The following is a 17,690-nucleotide window of genomic DNA, read 5'->3' as shown; positions in this document are numbered from 1 at the left end:
ACGTGACTTCTCGCCGTCCTCAGCCGGCCGTCAGGCCCGAGCGGATGGGAGAGGCCCCGCCCATCGCGACGCTGACCGAATTGCTGACGGAACGGACGCGGCGATCACCTGACCGTGAGTTCCTCCGTTTCGAGGACGCGTCGTGGACCTTCGCGGAGATCGACGCCTGGACCTCCAGGCTGGCGCACCGGCTGATCGAGGTCGACGGCGTCCAGCCGGGTGATCGTGTCGCGATCATGCTCCCGAACGTCGTGCACTGGCCGGTCGTGTGGCTCTCCGCGCTGAAGGCCGGCGCCGTGGCGGTACCGGTCAACTCCTCGTACAAGCGGGCGGACCTCACCTTTCTCCTGCGGGACTCGGGAGCCCGGGTCGTGTTCACCGACCACGAGCGGGTGGGCCTCCTGAAGGAGGTCGTCGACGCCGAGGCCGACTTGACGCATCTCTGCGTCGTCGACGTCGCCGACGACGGGTCCGCGGCCTTCCCGGCGACCGCTCCGGCGATGCGTCCCACCGCCGGGACCCTGGCGAACCTGCAGTACACGTCCGGCACCACCGGTTTCCCCAAGGCCTGCATGCTCACCCACGACTACTGGGTGCGGCTGGGCTGGACCTGCGCCGCGGGGACCGGCCTCGGGCCCGACGACGTCCTGCTCACCGCCCAGCCGTTCTCCTACATGGATCCGCAGTGGAACACCGCGCTCGCCCTGACGGTCGGGGCCCCGCTGGTCGTCCTGCCGCGCTTCTCCGCGTCGGGCTTCTTCGCCGATGTCCGCCGCCATCGAGCGACGTTCTTCTACGTCCTCGGATCCATGCCGACGCTGCTCTTCAAGCAACCGCCGGGCCCCGACGACCTGGACAACCAGCTGCGTCTGGTGCTCTGTTCGGGCATCCCGACCGGGATCCACGCCCAGCTGGAGGAACGCTGGGGCGCGCCCTGGCGGGAGATCTACGGCATGACCGAGTCCGGCGTCGACCTGTTCGGTCCCGTCGGGGACACGAGCTGCGTCGGGAGCGGGAACCTCGGGGTTCCGGTGCCGACGAAGCGGGTCCGTGTGGTCGATCCGCAGGGGGGCGATCTCCCCGACGGCGAGCCCGGAGAGCTGATCGTCTCGGGCGAGCCGATGATGCGCGGCTACTGGAACCGGCCGGAGGACACCGCCCGGGTGCTGCGGGACGGCTGGCTGCACACCGGCGACGTCGTCGTCCGCCGGCCGGACGGCGGCATCCGGCTGGTCGGCCGGATCAAGGACATGGTGCGCCGGGGCGGCGAGAACATCGCGAGCGCCGAGGTCGAGGCCGCCCTCGAACGTGACGGGGAGGTCACGGCCGCCGCCGTCGTCGCCGAACCCGACGAGATCCTCGGGGAGGAGGTCAAGGCATTCGTCCAGTTGTCCGCCGGGGTGGCGGCGGACCGTACGACCGCCGCGCGGATCGTCGACCGGGCCGGCCGTCAGCTCGCCCGCTTCAAGGTCCCGCGCTACGTCGAGTTCGTCGCCGACTTCCCGCGGACGCCCTCCGAGCGCGTGTCCAAACCAGCGCTCAAGGCCCGCGCCGAGGCGGAGCCCGGCATCACCTTCGATTTGGGCGGCCGGCGCGGGACCGGCGGCGGGTTCGCCGCGCCCACGGACTTCCTCGGCATCGACGTCGTCCGAGGCGTGGCGGTCCTGACCCTGCGCCGTCCGGAGAAGCTGAACGCCCTGGACGTCGCCACGCGGCTGCGGCTGGCGAGCGCCGTCCGGGAGGCGGGCACCGGCGAGAACGTGCGCGGGATCGTCCTGACGGGCGAGGGCCGGGCCTTCTCCGCGGGCGAGGACCTCCGGTCCGTGCCCACCTCGTACGCGGAGCTCCGTACGGCCTTCGAGAGCTTCCACGACATCACCCGGGCCATCGTCCAGACGCGGGTGCCCGTCATCGCGGCGGTGAACGGCCTGGCGGTGGGCGGGGCCTCGGAGATCACCCTCTGCTGCGACGCGCGGATCGGAACCCCGGCGACGGAGTACTACCAGCCGGAGAACGGCCGCGGCATCACGATCTCGAACGCGTCGAGCCTGCTGCTGCCCCGGATCGTCCGGAACCACGCGGTGCGCACGGTCCTCGGCTCGCCGCGGATCGGAGCCGAGGAGGCCCTGCGGATCGGCCTCCTGGACGAGATCGTCGCGCCCGACGAACTGCTCGACCGCGCCGTCGACCTGGTCGTCGAGTGGACGCCGGAGAACAACACGACGGCGCTCCACCTGGCGCTCCTGCGGCCGCGTCTCGACGAGATCGAGCAGGCCTTCGCCCGGGAGGACGACGCCGCCCGGAAGACCTGGGAGAGCGGGGTGTTCAGCGCCGGCATCGAGGGCTTCTGGACCGCCAAGGACGCACGGGAATAGCTGCGCCACAGGGGCCGGAACGGCCCTTCCCTGAAGAACGACAGAGGAGACGACGTGATCGAGACAGAGGCCGCGGTACTCACCGCGGTGAACGAACCGCTTGAGCTGACCACGATCCAGGTGGACGACCCCGAGCCCGACGAGGTGCGCGTCGCGGTCACGCACGTGGGCCTGTGCCACAGCGACCTGCACTACATGACCGGCACCGTGCCGACCGGCCTGCCCGTGGTGGTGGGGCACGAGGTGGCGGGGGTGGTGGAGGCGATCGGCTCGGCCGTGACCGCACTGCGCGTCGGCGACCGCGTGGTCGGGGCGCTGACGCCGTCGTGCGGCCTGTGCGCCAACTGCGAGGCCGGCCGGTCGACCCAGTGTCAGCGTGTGGCGGAGGTCCGGCGTCGCCCGCGCCCCGCGTTCCGACTGACGGACGGCGGACCGGTCGAGCGGCTCGGCGACGTCGGCGCCTTCTCGCGCCACACGCTCATGCGGGAGAACGCCCTGGTGAAGCTGGACGACGCGGTGCCGCTCCACGTGGGGTGCCTCCTGGCGTGCTGCGTCATCACCGGCGTCGGCGCCGTCTTCCGCGGTGCCCAGGTACGTCCGGGAAGCACGGTCGCAGTGATCGGCTGCGGCGGTGTCGGGTCGGCCGTCATCCAGGGAGCCAGGCTGGCAGGGGCATCGGCGGTCGTCGCGATCGACCTGGACGAGGCACGACTGGAGGCCGCGCGCGGCTACGGGGCGACCCATGTCGTCAACGGCGGCGTCGAGGACGTCGCCGCAGAGGTGCGGTCTCTCTTGGGCGAGGGGGTCGACTACTCCTTCGAGGCCGTCGGCTCGGCGCGCACCGCGGCCACGGCACTCGCGGTGCTGCGGCCGACCGGCACCGCGTGCCTGGTGGGCATCGCCCCGGAAGGCACCGAGCTCACGGTGCCCGCGTCGGACTTCTTCTTCGGCGAGAAGCGCCTCATCGGCTCGTACATGGGCTCGGGTCAGGTGCGCCAGGACATCACCCAGCTCGCGCGCCTGTACCAGCAGGGGCGGCTGCTGCTCGACGAGATGGTCACGCAGGTGATCCCGTTCGGCGAGATCAACAAGGGGTTCAAGGCGATGAGGAGCGGTGACGTGACGCGCATCGTCGTCGACCTCCAGGCCTGACCGACCACGGATGCAGAGGTGACTGACATGTCGAACGGCAAGACGGCGGTTCCCCAACCGCTGAACTACATCGCGGATGCCTGGAGCGAGTGCGAGACGGTCCCGGGCGAGTGGAACGTCGACCCGAACACTCGGGAACCGGTGCACCGCACGGTCACGACGGGACCCGGCGACGTCGAACGGGCTCTGAAGCACGCCGAGCGGGTGTACGGCGTCGGCCGCTGGGACGACGAGGCCCGCCAGGAGCGCGCGGACACCCTCGAACGCGTCGCCGCGCTCGCGGAGGCCCGGGTCGAGGACATCGCGCGCACCGACTCCCTGACCAGCGGCGTACCGATCGGCGTCACCCGGAAGGTGGCGGCGTTCCTGCCCGCCAGGATCCGGGCGACGGCGGCGGAGCTGCGGAGCATTCCCCGGGTACGGGCGCTGGCGGCGGGTGGCCGTGACGTCCGCCTGTACAAGGTTCCGTGGGGACCGGCCGCGATCCTCACGCCGTGGAACGGGCCGAGCTTCATCCCGGCGGCGAAGGTCGTGAGCGCGGTCGCGGCCGGCTGCCCGGTGATCCTCAAGCCGTCGGAGCACGCTCCGGGCAGCGCGCAGATCGTCGTCGAGTGCTTCGTCGAGGCCGGGCTGCCCGCCGGTGCCCTGCAGCTCGTGCACGGCCGGGGCGACGTGGGCGCCGCGCTGACCGGTGACCCGCGCGTCAAGGTCGTGTCCTTCACCGGCGGTCCGGCGGCCGGCCGCGCGATCGCCCGGGCCGGCGCGGAGGACTTCAAGGTCCTCCAGCTGGAGCTCGGCGGCAACAACCCCGTGCTCGTCCTCGACGACGCCGACGTCGAGGTCGCCGCCGACGGGATCTTCGAGGGCATGACCAAGCTGAACGGCCAGTGGTGCGAGGGACCGGGCAAGGTCCTCGCGCCCAGACGCCTGGTGGGGCCGCTGGTCGAAGCGCTGACCGAGCGCATCTCCAAGGTCGTGGTCGGTCATTCGCTCGACGAGGGCGCCGAGCTCGGCCCGATCTCGAACGCGCCGCACTTCGCGACCCTGCGGAGCCGGATCGAGGGACTGCGCGCCCTGGGAGCCACCATCCACCAGTCGGCCCGGCTGCCCGAGCTCGACGGCTTCTTCCTCTCACCGGCCGTCGCCGCCGGGGCCGACCCGGCGAAGGCCACCGCGGAGTTGTTCGGCCCCCTCGTCTCCGTGCACGCCGTCGACTCCGACGAGGAGGCGCTGCGCGTCGCGAACGCCCACCCCTCGGGACTCGACGCCTACGTGTTCGGCGGCGACACCGAACGCGCCATCGACGTCGGCTCGCGGGTCCTGGCCGGCGAGGTGCGGGTCAACGGCGCGAAGATCGCCGATCTCGGCGACGATTCCGCGCAGAGCTTCTGGGGGCCGTCCGGCATCGGCGGTCACGGCCCGGCCGAGTCGGTGCGCGTGTTCTGCGGGGACCGGGTCGTCGGTGTGGACGCGCCGGACCTTCCGCTGTGAAAAGCCCGTGAAACGAGCCGCTGCCATGGACCGAACACGGGTGAAGGACGCAGCGGCTGAGGGCTGACGTCTCCGGACCCAGCCGTCGAGATCACCCGACGCACACCCAGAGCCGCTGGAGAACCCTCATGCTCAACCTCTCGATCCTCCTCGAAGACTCCGCCCGCACGTTCCCGGACCGGGACGCGCTCGTGCTCGGCCCGCACCGGCTGTCGTACCGACAGGTGGACGAGGCGGCGAACCAGGTCGCCAACCTGCTGGTGTCCCGGGGTATCCGGCCCGGCGACAAGGTCGCCCTCAGCTGCCCCAACCTCCCCGCCTTCCCCATCGTCTACTACGGCGTGCTCAAGGCGGGGGCGGTCGTGGTGCCGCTCAACGTCCTGCTCAAGGGCCGCGAGATCGCCTACCACCTGGCCGACGCGGACGTCTCGGCGTACTTCTGCTTCGAGGGGACCCCTGAGCTGGCCATGGCCGCGGAGGGCCATGCCGGATACCAGGAGGCCGGAACGGTCGAGCACTTCTTCGTCATCACCGCCGACCCGGAGGCTCCCTGCCCGATCGCCGGCGCCGAGACGCTCGGCCGGGCTCTCGCCGGCATGAGCACCGCGTTCGCACCGGTGGTCACCGAGCCGAACGACACCGCGGTGATCCTGTACACCTCGGGGACGACGGGGCGGCCCAAGGGAGCCGAGCTCTCCCACGCGAACATCATGATGAACGTGCTGGCCGACAACCGGCTGTTCCGCAACGAGCCCGCCACCGATAGCCACGTGGTGTGCCTCCCCCTCTTCCACACCTTCGGCGCGACGGTGCAGATGCACGCCGGGTTCTCGGTCGCTGCCACCTTGTACCTCGTGCCGCGCTTCGCCGCGCGTGAGGTGGTCGAGCTGATGAGCCGCGAGACCATCACGTTCTTCGCGGGTGTTCCGACCATGTGGTGGGGGCTGCTCGACGCCCTCACCGAGGACGTCGACGTCCACCGCATCGCCGGGAACCTGCGGATCGGGATCTCCGGCGGCGCGGCCCTGCCGGTCGAGATCCTCCACCAGGTCGAGCAGCGCCTCGGCATCACCGTGCTCGAAGGGTACGGGCTGTCCGAGACGTCGCCCGTGGCCACGTTCAGCGATCCCCGGCTCGCACCCCGGCCGGGCTCGATCGGCGTCCCGATCTGGGGCGTGGAGCTGAAGCTGATCCGGCCGGACTGGACGGAGGTCACCCGGGCCGGGGAGATCGGCGAGATCGCGATCAGAGGTCACAACGTCATGAAGGGCTACTACAACCGCCCGGAGGAGACGGCCGAGGTGATCCGCGACGGCTGGTTCCGCACCGGAGACCTCGCGCGGCGCGACGAGGACGGCTTCTACTCCATCGTCGACCGCGCGAAGGACCTCATCATCCGTGGGGGTTACAACGTCTACCCCCGTGAGATCGAGGAGGTGCTGCTCACCCATCCCGCGGTGAGTCTGGCGGCGGTGGTCGGTGTCCCGCACGACAGCCACGGCGAAGAGATCAAGGCTTTCGTGATCCCCGCGAAGGACGCCGTCGTCACCGCCGACGAGCTCGTCGCCTGGAGCAGGGAGCAGATGGCCTCCTACAAGTACCCCCGCGTCGTCGAACTCGTGTCGAGCCTGCCGATGACCTCGACCGGCAAGATCCTCAAGCGCCGGCTCGTCTGAAGCTCCCACGAACCCCGGACCACCCGAGGCGGTCCCACCCCTCAGCCGCCGTCGTACCCGTCACCGCCCAGGAGGAGCAGCGAGATGAAGACGGACCACGTCGAATACACCACCTTCACCGGGTGGATCGACCCTCCTGGCGACGTCCGGCCCACCCTGGACGACGACGTCACCTGCGAGGTCGCGGTCATCGGCGGCGGCCTGGCGGGCATGTCGACCGCCCTGCGACTGGCCGACCGCGGCCGGGACGTGGTGCTGCTGGAGGCGGAGTTCTGCGGGCACGGCTCCGCCTCGCGCAACGCCGGGCAGGTGGCGGGCGCCCCGGGGGGCGACATCCAGCTCCTGAGCATGCTCTACCCCAAGAGGTTCCCCGGCATCGTCCGGTTCGCGGAGAACTCCGCGCACTTCTTGGAGCGGCTGATCGAGCGCCTGGCCATCGACTGCGACTACGAGGCCACGGGCAACGTCTGCGCCGCCGTGTCCCGCGGGCAGATGGGCCGCGTGCGCCGTGTGACGAAGCTCCTGCGCAAGGCCGGCGCGGACGTCGAGCTCGGTACGAGCGCGGAGCTCGGCATCCCGCGCGGATTCCTCGGCGGCATGCGCGAGTCCGTCGGCGGAATGATGAATCCGGGCAAGTTCAGCCTCGGCATCCGCCGTGCCGTCCTCGCGTCCGGCGCCCGGGTCTTCGAGCGGACGCGGGTCTCCGAGGTCCGCCCGACCGACGGTCACGTGGTGATCAGCACACCCGGGGGCGAGGTGCGCGCGCGGAAGGCCGTGCTCGCGACGAACGCCTTCGGCGGCGACCTGGCCATCACCCCGAAGCGGCTCTCCGTGCCGATCTGGGTCAGCGAGGTGGAGACCGAGCCGATCGACCCCGACCGCCTGGCCGCACTGGGATGGACCAGCCGGTCGGGTGTGGTGACCCAGCACAACATCATGGAGAACTACCGGCTGACCTCGCGCGACACCATCGTGTTCGGGGTCCGCCGGCTCCAGCGGGGCAGGACCTGTCCCCTCCCTCCGAGGAAGCCGGACGAGGCCGTCGTCGCCGAACTCGCGCGCGCCTTCGAAAGGCGCTTCCCCGCACTCGCCGACGTCGGGGCCGCCCGGGCCTGGGGCGGATGGATCGCGATCACCCCGTCCTGGCTCCCGGTCGCCGGCACGACCCGCGACGGCGTCTACTACTCGGTCGCCTGCAACGGACACGGCCTCGCCCAGGTTCCCTACGTCGGCTCCCTCATCGCGGACCTGATCGTGGACGGCCGGCAGCACGAGGACCTGAAGACGCTCTGGGCGGAGAAGCCCGACTTCCCCCGCCCGCTGATGATGGGCGCCGTGGGACTGCGGACCATCTGGACGGTCGACCGCTTCAACGACCTGATCAACGGGAGCCGACGGAACGCCCGGCGCGGCGCCGCTCCGAGCTGAGGCATGGGTGACCGCGAACCGTCCGTCGTCTCCGACGCCCCGCTCCCCGCTCACCCGGTGGCACGGGTCCTTCCGCTTCCGGACAATGCCCTTATGAGGACCGATGTCGACACCCTCCTCCACCGTCTGGCCCAGCAGCTCAGGCCGCGGACGGAGGAATCGGTCGAGACCCTGCTGCGGTACACCCGCGGCGAGCTGTCCGAGCCATGGGGGTACGACGAGGTCGCGGATCTCGTGGCCGAGGAGACGGCCGGGCACGTCGTCGCGTTCCTGGACCTGCTGGAACACGGCGCCGACGCCGCGGAGGCCGCGCCGCCGCCGCAGTCCCTGGAGCTCGCCCGCAGGCTCGCCCGGAGCGGGGTCCCGATCAGCACGCTTCTGCGCGGCTACCGGCTCGGCCACGTCGCCCTGCTCCAGCTGGTCCAGACCGAGGTCCTCACGCTCACCGACGATCCCGAGCTGGTCAACGCCGCGGCACTGCGCCTGATGGCGGCGGGGTTCGGTTACGTGGACCGCAGTTCCGCACACGTGGTCGCGGCCTACCAGGAGGAACGCGACCGCCGGCTGCAACGGCGGCTCCTGCTGGCCAACGAGGCCGGTCGCCGGATCGGGACCACACTGGACATCGACCGCACCGCGCAGGAGCTGGCGGACGTCGGCGCCGACGGCTTCGCCGACCTCGTCGCCGTCGACCTCGTCTCCTCCGTCCTCGACGACGAGGACGTCTCGCCGCCGTCGACCCCGCCGTCGCTCCGTCGCGTCGCCCGGCGATCCGTACCGGGCGGCGACGCCACGGAGCTTCCCGTACGGATCGGACGAACACACAGCTACCCCGCCGATTCGGAGCCGGCCCGCGCACTGGCGACCGGCACGCCCGTTCTGCGCCGTGGCGGAGCGAGCGGGGGCCTCGCAGGTGGTGACGGGTTCCACTCAGCCCTCCTCCTCCCCCTGGTGGCCCGCGGGGAGACGCTGGGCCTCGTCCAGTTCCTCCGTACGGGGAGCGGCGCGCCCTTCGACGACGACGATCTCCTCCTCGCCCAGGAGATCGCCGCCAGAGCGGCGGTGTCCATCGACAACGCCCGCCGGTACACCCACGAGCGTTCCACCGCGCTCGCCCTCCAGCGCAGCCTGCTGCCGCGGCACGCCGTGGAGCAGTCCGCCGTCGTCACGGCCTCCCGCTATCTGCCCAGTGGCTCCCGCGCGGGCGTGGGGGGCGACTGGTACGACGTGATCCCGCTGTCCGGAGCCCGCGTGGCCCTCGTCGTGGGCGACGTCGTCGGACGCGGACTGCGCGCCGCCGCCACCATGGGCCGCCTCCGGATGGCCGTGCGCGCCTTCGCGGACATCGACCTCATGCCCGACGAGCTGCTCACCCACCTGGACGACGTGGTCATCCGGCTCCAGCACGAGGAGGGGAAGGAAGCGGGCGAGACCAGCGCCACCTGCCTGTACGCGGTCTACGACCCGGTCTCCCGCGTGTGTTCGCTGGCCAGTGCCGGACACGTGCTGCCGGCCGTGGCCACTCCCCCGGACGGAGCGGGCGACGCGCCGGGCTCCCGGTCGGTCGAATTCCCGGAGATGCCGATCGGCCCGCCGCTGGGCCTGGGCGGACTCCCCTTCGAGACCGTGCAGTTCGAACTGGCCGAGGGGAGTCTGCTTGCCCTGTTCACCGACGGTCTCGTCCAGAGCCGGGCGCGGGACGTCGACACCGCTCGCGAGCTGCTGCGCGACGGCCTGGCCCAGGGGTCCGCGTCACCGGACGAGGTCTGCGACCGTCTGATCGCCGCCCTGGTGCCGGAGCGGGCCGTCGACGACATCGCCCTCCTCGTGGCCCGCACCCTGTCGCTCGACCCCGGTCACGTGGCCACCCTCGACCTTCCCTCCGACCCGGCGGCCGTCGCCGGGGCACGCCGCTTCGCCGCCGACACGCTGACCGCCTGGGGCCTCGACGGGCTTTCCTTCACCACCGAACTCATCGTCAGCGAGCTGGTGACGAACGCGATCCGCTACGGTCGGAGTCCGATCCGGCTGCGGATGATCCGTCAGTCCACGCTGACCTGCGAGGTGTCCGACGCCAACAGCACCGCTCCTCACCTGCGCCGCGCCCGCACCTACGACGAGGGCGGCCGCGGACTGCTCCTCGTCGCCCAGCTCGCCGAACGCTGGGGTACCCGCCACCACCGCGAGGGAAAGGTGATCTGGGCGGAACAGGCCCTGCCCGCGGACGGTCTCCTCGCTCTCCCGGCGATCTGACCTCCCCACCCGCGTGGCCGTGGGAAGGTCAGGTCAGGCCGCGTACGTCTTGAGGTACGCGATCACCATGCGACGTGCTTCGTTGATCGTGGCGTCGTCGCCGGCCGGCGACTGCCGGAACGCGACGTCGAAGAGGCGGTTGCCGACCTCGAAGAGGAGCTGCAGGGCGAGCCGGGGGGTGTCGGCGGACACCAGGCCGCGCTCGACGAGAACGCTCCAGAACCGGTCCGCCTGCGCGGCGTCGAATTCCCCGACCAGGACGGCGAGCGCCTCGCTGCGGCCCGAGAACCACAGCTCGACGCAGCTCGGATGCTCGCGGAAGTAGTCGCGCAGGGGGTCGATGACGGCGTCCGCGGCCTCCCGCAGCGTGGACAGCGGGGAGCCTTCCAGCGCCGCGGTGACGAGCTCCTCGATCACCCGCAGGTGCTGGCGCAGGAGCTCGGCGTCGACCTGGTGCCGGTCGGGGAAGTAGTGGTACATCGAGGCGACCGGGATGCCCGCCCGCTCACCGACGGCCTTCAGGGTGGCCGCTTCGTAGCCCTGCTCCCGGAGCAGCGCCTCGGCGGCGTCCAGGATGGCGCGTCTCCGCTCCATGCCACGGCGCTGCACGGCCGGACGGGCCGACGCCGGGGATGCGGACTTCTTCTCGAACACAATTCGAGATCGTATCAGCCGCGCACCGACCTCCCCCGGGCGAAGCGAGGTGGCAGCCCCCTGCCGCAACCGACGCCGATCACCACAACCCGGATTGACTACGCGCATTACCAAAACTTAAACTCGAATCGAATTTGACTTTAGGGTTCATCCCTGGCGCCGAAACCCCACGACGAGAGGAACTGGCATGGCCACATACACCGAGCACGACGTCGCGGTGATCGGCAACGGGCTCATGGGGGCGTCGATCGCCCGCGCCCTGGCGCGTTCCGGCTGGAGGGTGACCGCGTACGACCCGGACACGGCACGGGCTCGGGTGCTGGCGACCGAGCTGCCGGGGATCAAGGCCGAGGCGGACCTCGAAACGGCGGTCGCGTCCGCCCCCCTGGTCCTGACCTGTGCCCCGTCCTACGAAGCCGTGCTCCGAAGCCTGGAGTGCGTCGGCGACTGGAACGGCAAGACGCTCCTCAACACGGGGACGAGCTCGACGGCGGAGGCCGAGCACGCCGCCGCGTGGGCTGCCCGGAAGGGCGTCCCCTACCTGGACGCGGCGATCCTCTGCTTCCCCCAGGACATCGGCACCGAGCGGGGCTACGTCCTCTTCTCGGGAAGCCCCGAAGCCTGGGCGCGGCACGAGGAGCTGATCGCCGCGCTCGGTCCGGCGACGCGGTTCGTCTCCGAACAGGCGCAGGCCGCGAGCGCGGTCGACCTCACGATCGTCGGCGGGGTGTACGTCGCCGCGCTGGCCGCCTACGTCGACGCCGCGGCGTACGCCCACAGCCAGGGGGTTTCGGGCGACGTCCTCGACGAGGCCACGGACAAGGTCCTCGCGGCGCTGAAGGACGGGGCCAAGGAGGCGGTGGCGGCGATCGGCAGCGGTGATTTCACGACGGACCAGGCCACGTTGTCGGTGTTCACCCACGGAGGCGAGACGTGCCTCGACGGCATGAGGGGCGCCGGCTTCGCCGCGAACGTGCTGGAGGCCGCCGTGCGCAATCTCAAGACGGCCGAGGCCGCGGGGCTGGGCGGATCGAGCTTCTACGCCCTGGCACAGGTCGCCGCGGACGGCTCCACCTCCGGCCGGCAGCAGTAGCGGGGAACGGGTTCACCGCTTCCGACCACCACACCCTGAGAGGGGAACTGCTGTGCGCGACGAGGACCACGACGCGGACCGGACGAACGAGAGATGGAAAGCGAAGGGCATCGGTCTACGGGTGTTCTTCTACGTCGTCGGCACCTACCTGTTCGTCACCCTGGTGGGCCACCTGGGCGCGCAGGCCCAGGAATAGCCGCCCCGACCCCTCACACCTCTCGGGAGCACACCGAAATGAACACCGACGTCTGCGGCTCCACTCGTCACGTTCCCCTCGAGGGGTACTCCGGCAGGGCGCGGACGTGGCGGAAGGCGAGCTGGAGCCGGGTTCTGCGTGAGACGGCCGTCGGATGCCTGATCATGCTCGTACCCACCCTCCTCCTCGGCATCTTCATGTCGTGGGACATCGGCATCGCCATCGTGATGGCGACCGCGTCATCGGCGGTGCTCTCCTCGTTCGTGTTCTCCCTCAGGGGTCACACGCTCGGGTGCGCGGTCAAGAAGGGCATCGTTCTGACGCTGGGATGGTGGGAGCGGATCTGAGGGGACGCCCGGTTCCATGGTGGCTTCGTCACAGGCTGTCCAGGGCGGAGACGAGGCTGGCCACCGTGACGGTGTTGAAGACGAAGGCGATGCAGGCGTTGACCGTCACCGTACGGCGCATCTCCCGGGACACCACGGTGACATCGGTCGTGCCGAACGTCGTCATGACCGAAAAGGCGAAATAGAGGTAGTCGCTCCAGATCGGGGCCTCCTCGCCGGGCACGTCCAGCGCCCGTTCGCCCTCCACGAGGTTGTCGGCCTGGAAGGCGACGGCGAAGGACACGGCCACGCAGACCCAGGCGACGCCGACCAGGGTGAGTGCCACCGCCGCCCGGGCGACCGGCTCGAACGCGGAGCCGATGTGGCCGGGGCGCCACACCACCGCCACCACGAGTGCGGCGGCCGCGATGAAGATGGAGACCCCTGGCCCTGGCGCCGTTCCGTACACGTACCGCTGGAGGGTCGTGCCCCGTGTCTCCCGGTCCGCCCAGTCGCGCACACGATCGGGAGAGGCGGTCGAGAAGGCGATCGTCGTGATCAGGAGATAGGGAAAGAGATGGGCGAGCAGCATCAGCACGCACACGTCCGCCACCGAGATCTCCGCCCAGCTGCGGTCGAGGCCGAGGAGGAGCACCGCCGTGCACACAGCGATGACGAAGCTCACCGCCGACCGGCGACGCTCGGAGAGCCACTGGTTCCGACGGCGGCCCTGGGAACGTGACTGCGGCACGGAAGAACTCCTCAGGAAGCAGCGGCTACCGACCCGTTCGAGGGCCGACGCTACGACATCATGGCGCTCCGTCGACGGTGTGCCGCGGCCGTCGCCGTGGGGTGTCGGCCGAATCGGTGGACCGTTACCCTCGCGTCGTGGGCTTGCGGATCACCCGCGCGAACCACCCCACGCAGGGCCGCGACGGCCGCCACGCGATCCGACCACCACGCCACTCGCGGATGAAGGAGTGCCGACCGTGCACACGACGGGATACACGGAAGCGGAGTACGGCGGGATCACCGTACTGGTCGGCGCCGAGCGAGGCGCCTACCCGTACGCCAACTCCGTCCTCGTGCGCGGCACCGCCGAGACACTGGTCATCGACCCGTCGCTGTCGCTCGTCGAGTCGGCGCCTCCCGCGGACCTCGTGCTCGTGAGCCACGCGCACGAGGACCACGTCGCGGGTCTCGGACGGTACGGCGTGCCCGTCCACGCCCACGAGGACGATCTCGCCGCCGTGCGGTCCCGGGCGGTCATGGCCGCCGGCTACGGCCTCCCGCCGTACGCCACGGAGCAGACGGAGGCGATGCTGCGCGACCGGTTCCACGTGCGTGACCGCCCCGACGCTACGGGGTTCACCGATGGAGCCGTGTTCGACCTCGGGGGGCGCACCGCGACGGTCGTGCACCTTCCGGGCCACACCGCCGGTCATTGCGGTTTCCTGATCGAGCCGGACGGATTCCTGTTCGTGGCGGACATCGACCTGACCTCGTTCGGCCCGTTCTACGGAGACGTCGGCAGCAGCCTGACGGATTTCGAGGCGTCCCTGCGCCGATGCCGGGAGATCGGGGCCCGCTGGTACGGAACGGCCCACCAGAAGGGCGTCATCGAGGGTGCCGAGGAGTTCGGCCGACGGCTCGACGCCTTCGTCGGCGTGGTCGAGCGGCGGGACGCGACCCTTCTGACGTACCTCGACGAACCGCGGACCGTCGAAGAGATCGCCGAGCGCCGGCTGGTCTACCGGCCGCACGTCGAAGGTCCCCACGTGCGGCCGGTGGAGCGGCGGATCGCGGCACGGCACCTGAGCCGGCTGGTGGACAGGGGAATGATCGTCGAGGTCGAGGCCGGGCGGTTCCGCGCCACGTAGCGGTCCGCCTCACACGGTGTCGCGCACGGTCGTCGCCGGCGGCAAGCCTCCTTTCCCGACCTCCTCCCGCGGGGCGCGGCGGGCGAACCAGCGGGCGATCGGCTCCGCGGTGACACCGTGCGCGACGACGCTCAGCAGGACGGTCGCGCAGGCCGTCCTGGCCACGAACGCCGCTTCCTCGTCGGGCAGCTGCGTGTACGCGAGGACGGCGAAGACGATGGAGGTGACGCCGCGCGAGCCCAGCCAGCCGACAGCGGCGCGTTCGGCCCCGCTGAACCCGCTACCGGTGAGCGCGGTGACCACCGGAACGAAGCGGGCGACGGTGAGGGCGAACACCGCGTAGACCACGACCGCGAGGCTGACGCCGCCCGCGAACTCGTCCGCGATCAGCACCCCGAAGGTGAACCACACCGCCAGCGCCATCAGGTGGCTGACGTCGTGGACGAGCCGGAGGTGGTCGTCCCCCGCCGGACGCGCGGTGCGGGCGTAGCACAGGCCCGTCACGAACGCCGCGACGAAGCCGTTGCCCCCGACTTCCGACGAGGCCGTATAAGCGAGGAAGGGGAGGGCGAGGCCGGCCATGCGCAGGCCGGTGGGCCCCGTCCAGCCGGCTTCCCGGGACCTGCGCACCAGCCATGACGCCAGGAAGCCGAGGACGGCACCGACGAGCACCGCGTACGCCGCGCCCCGGGCGGCGTTCAGCAACAGGTCGGTGAACGTGTCCCCGTCCGTCGAGATGAGGTTGGCCACGCAGAACACGAAGAACGGCGAGACCAGGCCGTCGTTGAAACCGCCCTCGACGTTCAGGGCAGCCCGCACTCTCAGGGGCACGCGTTCGTCACGCAGCAGGTTCAGTACGGGGGCGAGGTCCGCGGGCATCACGACGAGGGCGGCCACCGCCGACAACCACCAGCTCGTGCCGGGAAAGAGCGCGACCCCGACAAGGGTGCCGAGCAGAACCGAGGCAGGCAGCGCCAGACCCAGCAGGCGCCCCTCCCCCACCGACCGGCCCAGCCGTTCGTATCCCCGGGCCTCGGTGGCGTCCGTGAACAGCATGACGGCCAGAACGACCTCGACGCACCTCTGGAAGGTGTGGGCGTCGAGGTCGAAGCCGAGCACGGGCCGGTCGCCTCCCGCCAGCGCCGCGCCCGCCACGGCGAACGCGATCGGCGCGGTGACGCTCCAGCGGGACATGCGGCTCGACACCAGCGACCACACGAAGAGCAGGAACAGCAGGGCGAGGACGGCGACCACGTGCGTCATCGCCTCGGACGGGTGACGAAGAGGATCACCGGTGACTCCTCAGGGGCCCGGTCAAACAGCATGGTGTGTTGGACGACGCCGTCGGACATGGCGTCGTTCGGCGCGGACACCGCCGGGCCCCCGTTCACCGCCACCGCCGAGGTCACCGCCCCATGCTCGCGAGCACTGCCTTGCCCGCGTTCTCGCCCGAGCTCGCCGCGTCGGCGAGCGAGGGCATGTCGAGCTGGTAGTCGCCGGCCAGGTGGATCGGCCCGAGGGGGTTCCTCAGCACGGGCAGCGACGCACGCCTTCCGGGCGCCCAGAAGGGCACCACACGGCGGTGCCGCCGCACGGCCCCCTCGTCGAGCTTCCCTTCGAGCTGGGGGTAGAGCGAGATGAGGTCCGCGGCGAACCGGGTGACGATCGCTTCATCGGAGAGCTCGAAGAGCTCGTCGGCCATCGCGCCGCCGGCGAAACACGCCAACGCGCCGCCGGGCTTCCGCTCGCCTCCCCTGCGGGTGGCGGCGGCGTGGTTGAACACCGCCTGGAACGAGAGCTGCGGCGTGGAGACGGCCAGGAGCTCGTCCCAGGACTGAGGCCCCTTCTCCTCGGTGAAGAAGCCGACGATCACGTACCGGCCGTAGCGGATGTCCTGGAACGCGTTGCGGTACGTCTGCGGAAGCGCCGGAAGGATCCGCATCGCGATGTCGCTGGGCACCGCGACGACGGCCCGCTTCGCGCGCACCCGTACCTCGCGGCCCGCTGCGACGTACTCCACGACGACCCCGTCCCCCTCCGCCCTCACCGACCTGACGGCTGCCCGGAGACGGAGACGTTCGCCGAGATCGGCGGCGAGAACGTCGGTCAGCGTCTGGTTCCCCCCTACCGGCAGAGCGAAGTTCGGTACCTTCGCCGGATCCGTCATGGCGATTCCCACGGACGTCACCAGCTGGGTCGCGGCCGTTTCGCCGGGCTCGCAGCCCATCCACTGACCCGACCACGACCGGACCATGTCCCGGGCCAATTCGGAGCGGACACCGCGCAGGAGGTCGGAGGCGAGACGCCGGTCGAGCCCGGCCCGCACCCGCTTCGCCAGGCCGCTGTCCGAGGCGAGGAACGGCACCGCGGCGAGGATGCGGGCTCCGACCACTGCCATGCCGACCTGGTCCACGAGCCGCATGCGCGTGCGGAACATGAGCGCGAAGAGATCGGCCGTGTCGACCAACCGGCCGTTGAGGGCCAGTGCCACGCCCTTGCCGGCCAACGACCCCATCTCGATGCCGTGGCGGTGGAGAGCGTCGATCAACGGCCCGGTCCCCTCGGTGAACTGCGTACCGAGGTTGATCCAGTAGTCGCCCTTCCGAACCGTCTCGACGCGTCCGCCCGCGCGATCGGCCGCCTCCAGCACGACGACATCGGTCTCCCGGGCAAGCGTCGTGGCGGCCATCAGGCCCGCCATTCCCGCCCCGACGACCACGACGTCGCAGGTCTCCTCGCGCACGGGGGGCACGGCGTTGACCGCGTCCGACTCGGGCTCCGCGTTCGTCATCCCTGTTCCTCTCTTCGTCGTGCGCAACAAGCTTCCGGCTGGTCTCGACGCGCACGGCGCGAGACCTCGCGGCTTCAGTCCGGTCCTGACGAACGGACTAATCGATTTCGAATCGACTTCGAGTTTATAGCAGGTGGGGTGGGGAGCGCACGAGACCCGCACGTCGGCGACTTCGCCTCCGCCGGCTCGCCACCGCCGGCTCGCCCGGATCTCGCACCGCGCACGCGGGCCCTCGGAGTGCTGCCGGACGCCCCGGCGGTGGTGCGTGCCCTGCGGGGATCTCGCTCCAGGGCCGCGGCGAGCCGGGCCTCGACCTCCAGCAGGGCGCGTCGGTGGCGGACACGACCCGAACGGCATGGCCGTGCCGTCCCGCCG

The 17,690-nt window shown here is 71.1% G+C and carries 14 protein-coding genes; 10 read left to right on the top strand and 4 right to left on the bottom strand.

Features of this window, described 5'->3' with window-relative positions; translation table 11 throughout:
- The first annotated feature begins 80 nt into the window (after window positions 1-80).
- The 6 genes from ACFW1I_RS17410 to ACFW1I_RS17385 all read left to right on the top strand — a co-directional run bounded on the left by ACFW1I_RS17410 (window position 81) and on the right by ACFW1I_RS17385 (window position 10,375).
- Complete coding sequence (locus tag ACFW1I_RS17410) at window positions 81-2,375, top strand: AMP-binding protein (RefSeq protein ID WP_384670543.1); 2,295 nt, start codon at window positions 81-83, stop codon at window positions 2,373-2,375.
- Between the two features lie 54 nt (window positions 2,376-2,429).
- Entirely contained in the window at window positions 2,430-3,527 is a 1,098-nt protein-coding gene (locus ACFW1I_RS17405; RefSeq protein ID WP_382808062.1) for a Zn-dependent alcohol dehydrogenase, read from the top strand.
- Window positions 3,528-3,554: 27 nt separating this feature from the next.
- On the top strand, window positions 3,555-5,018 hold the full coding sequence (locus ACFW1I_RS17400) for an aldehyde dehydrogenase family protein (RefSeq protein ID WP_384670541.1): 1,464 nt from the start codon (window positions 3,555-3,557) through the stop codon (window positions 5,016-5,018).
- 128 nt (window positions 5,019-5,146) lie between these two features.
- Window positions 5,147-6,694 (top strand): long-chain fatty acid--CoA ligase, encoded by a 1,548-nt coding sequence (locus ACFW1I_RS17395; RefSeq protein ID WP_384670540.1) that lies wholly within the window; start codon window positions 5,147-5,149, stop codon window positions 6,692-6,694.
- 84 nt (window positions 6,695-6,778) lie between these two features.
- Window positions 6,779-8,122 (top strand): NAD(P)/FAD-dependent oxidoreductase, encoded by a 1,344-nt coding sequence (locus tag ACFW1I_RS17390; protein WP_384670538.1) that lies wholly within the window; start codon window positions 6,779-6,781, stop codon window positions 8,120-8,122.
- A 93-nt stretch (window positions 8,123-8,215) separates the two neighbouring features.
- Window positions 8,216-10,375: a SpoIIE family protein phosphatase gene (locus ACFW1I_RS17385; protein ID WP_384670536.1), complete on the top strand. Its 2,160-nt coding sequence runs from the start codon at window positions 8,216-8,218 to the stop codon at window positions 10,373-10,375.
- Between the two features lie 33 nt (window positions 10,376-10,408).
- Here ACFW1I_RS17385 and ACFW1I_RS17380 read toward each other — a convergent pair whose 3' ends face one another.
- Complete coding sequence (locus ACFW1I_RS17380) at window positions 10,409-10,969, bottom strand: TetR/AcrR family transcriptional regulator (RefSeq protein WP_384670534.1); 561 nt, start codon at window positions 10,967-10,969, stop codon at window positions 10,409-10,411.
- A 247-nt stretch (window positions 10,970-11,216) separates the two neighbouring features.
- On the opposite strand from ACFW1I_RS17380, the gene ACFW1I_RS17375 reads away from it, so the two are divergent.
- The 3 genes from ACFW1I_RS17375 to ACFW1I_RS17365 all read left to right on the top strand — a co-directional run bounded on the left by ACFW1I_RS17375 (window position 11,217) and on the right by ACFW1I_RS17365 (window position 12,665).
- Window positions 11,217-12,122 carry an FAD-dependent oxidoreductase gene (locus ACFW1I_RS17375; RefSeq protein ID WP_384670532.1) on the top strand — a complete coding sequence of 302 codons (906 nt, stop codon included), beginning with the start codon at window positions 11,217-11,219 and terminating at the stop codon, window positions 12,120-12,122.
- A 52-nt stretch (window positions 12,123-12,174) separates the two neighbouring features.
- Window positions 12,175-12,318, top strand: coding sequence for a DUF6126 family protein (locus tag ACFW1I_RS17370; protein WP_169749492.1), 144 nt, complete (start codon window positions 12,175-12,177; stop codon window positions 12,316-12,318).
- A 164-nt stretch (window positions 12,319-12,482) separates the two neighbouring features.
- Window positions 12,483-12,665 carry a hypothetical protein gene (locus tag ACFW1I_RS17365; RefSeq protein ID WP_384670530.1) on the top strand — a complete coding sequence of 61 codons (183 nt, stop codon included), beginning with the start codon at window positions 12,483-12,485 and terminating at the stop codon, window positions 12,663-12,665.
- A gap of 28 nt (window positions 12,666-12,693) precedes the next feature.
- Here ACFW1I_RS17365 and ACFW1I_RS17360 read toward each other — a convergent pair whose 3' ends face one another.
- Entirely contained in the window at window positions 12,694-13,395 is a 702-nt protein-coding gene (locus ACFW1I_RS17360; RefSeq protein WP_384670528.1) for a DUF1345 domain-containing protein, read from the bottom strand.
- A 238-nt stretch (window positions 13,396-13,633) separates the two neighbouring features.
- Here ACFW1I_RS17360 and ACFW1I_RS17355 point away from each other — a divergent pair, with 238 nt between their 5' ends.
- A complete protein-coding gene (locus ACFW1I_RS17355) occupies window positions 13,634-14,524 on the top strand; it encodes an MBL fold metallo-hydrolase (RefSeq protein ID WP_384670526.1) in 891 nt (296 codons plus the stop codon).
- Between the two features lie 9 nt (window positions 14,525-14,533).
- Here the strand turns inward: ACFW1I_RS17355 and ACFW1I_RS17350 are convergent, their stop codons facing one another.
- The gene (locus tag ACFW1I_RS17350; protein WP_384670525.1) at window positions 14,534-15,787 is read right to left on the bottom strand and encodes a cation:proton antiporter; all 1,254 of its coding nucleotides are present in this window, start codon (window positions 15,785-15,787) and stop codon (window positions 14,534-14,536) included.
- Window positions 15,788-15,929: 142 nt separating this feature from the next.
- Window positions 15,930-17,267, bottom strand: a complete 1,338-nt coding sequence (locus ACFW1I_RS17345; RefSeq protein ID WP_384670523.1) for a flavin monoamine oxidase family protein — start codon at window positions 17,265-17,267, stop codon at window positions 15,930-15,932.
- Window positions 17,268-17,690 lie beyond the last annotated feature (423 nt).

Origin of the sequence: Streptomyces sp. NPDC058955 (assembly GCF_042741435.1) — a bacterium.
Lineage (GTDB): Bacteria > Actinomycetota > Actinomycetes > Streptomycetales > Streptomycetaceae > Streptomyces.
Note: the sequence above shows the minus strand (reverse complement) of the source record. Positions and strands in the feature narration are given on the sequence as shown.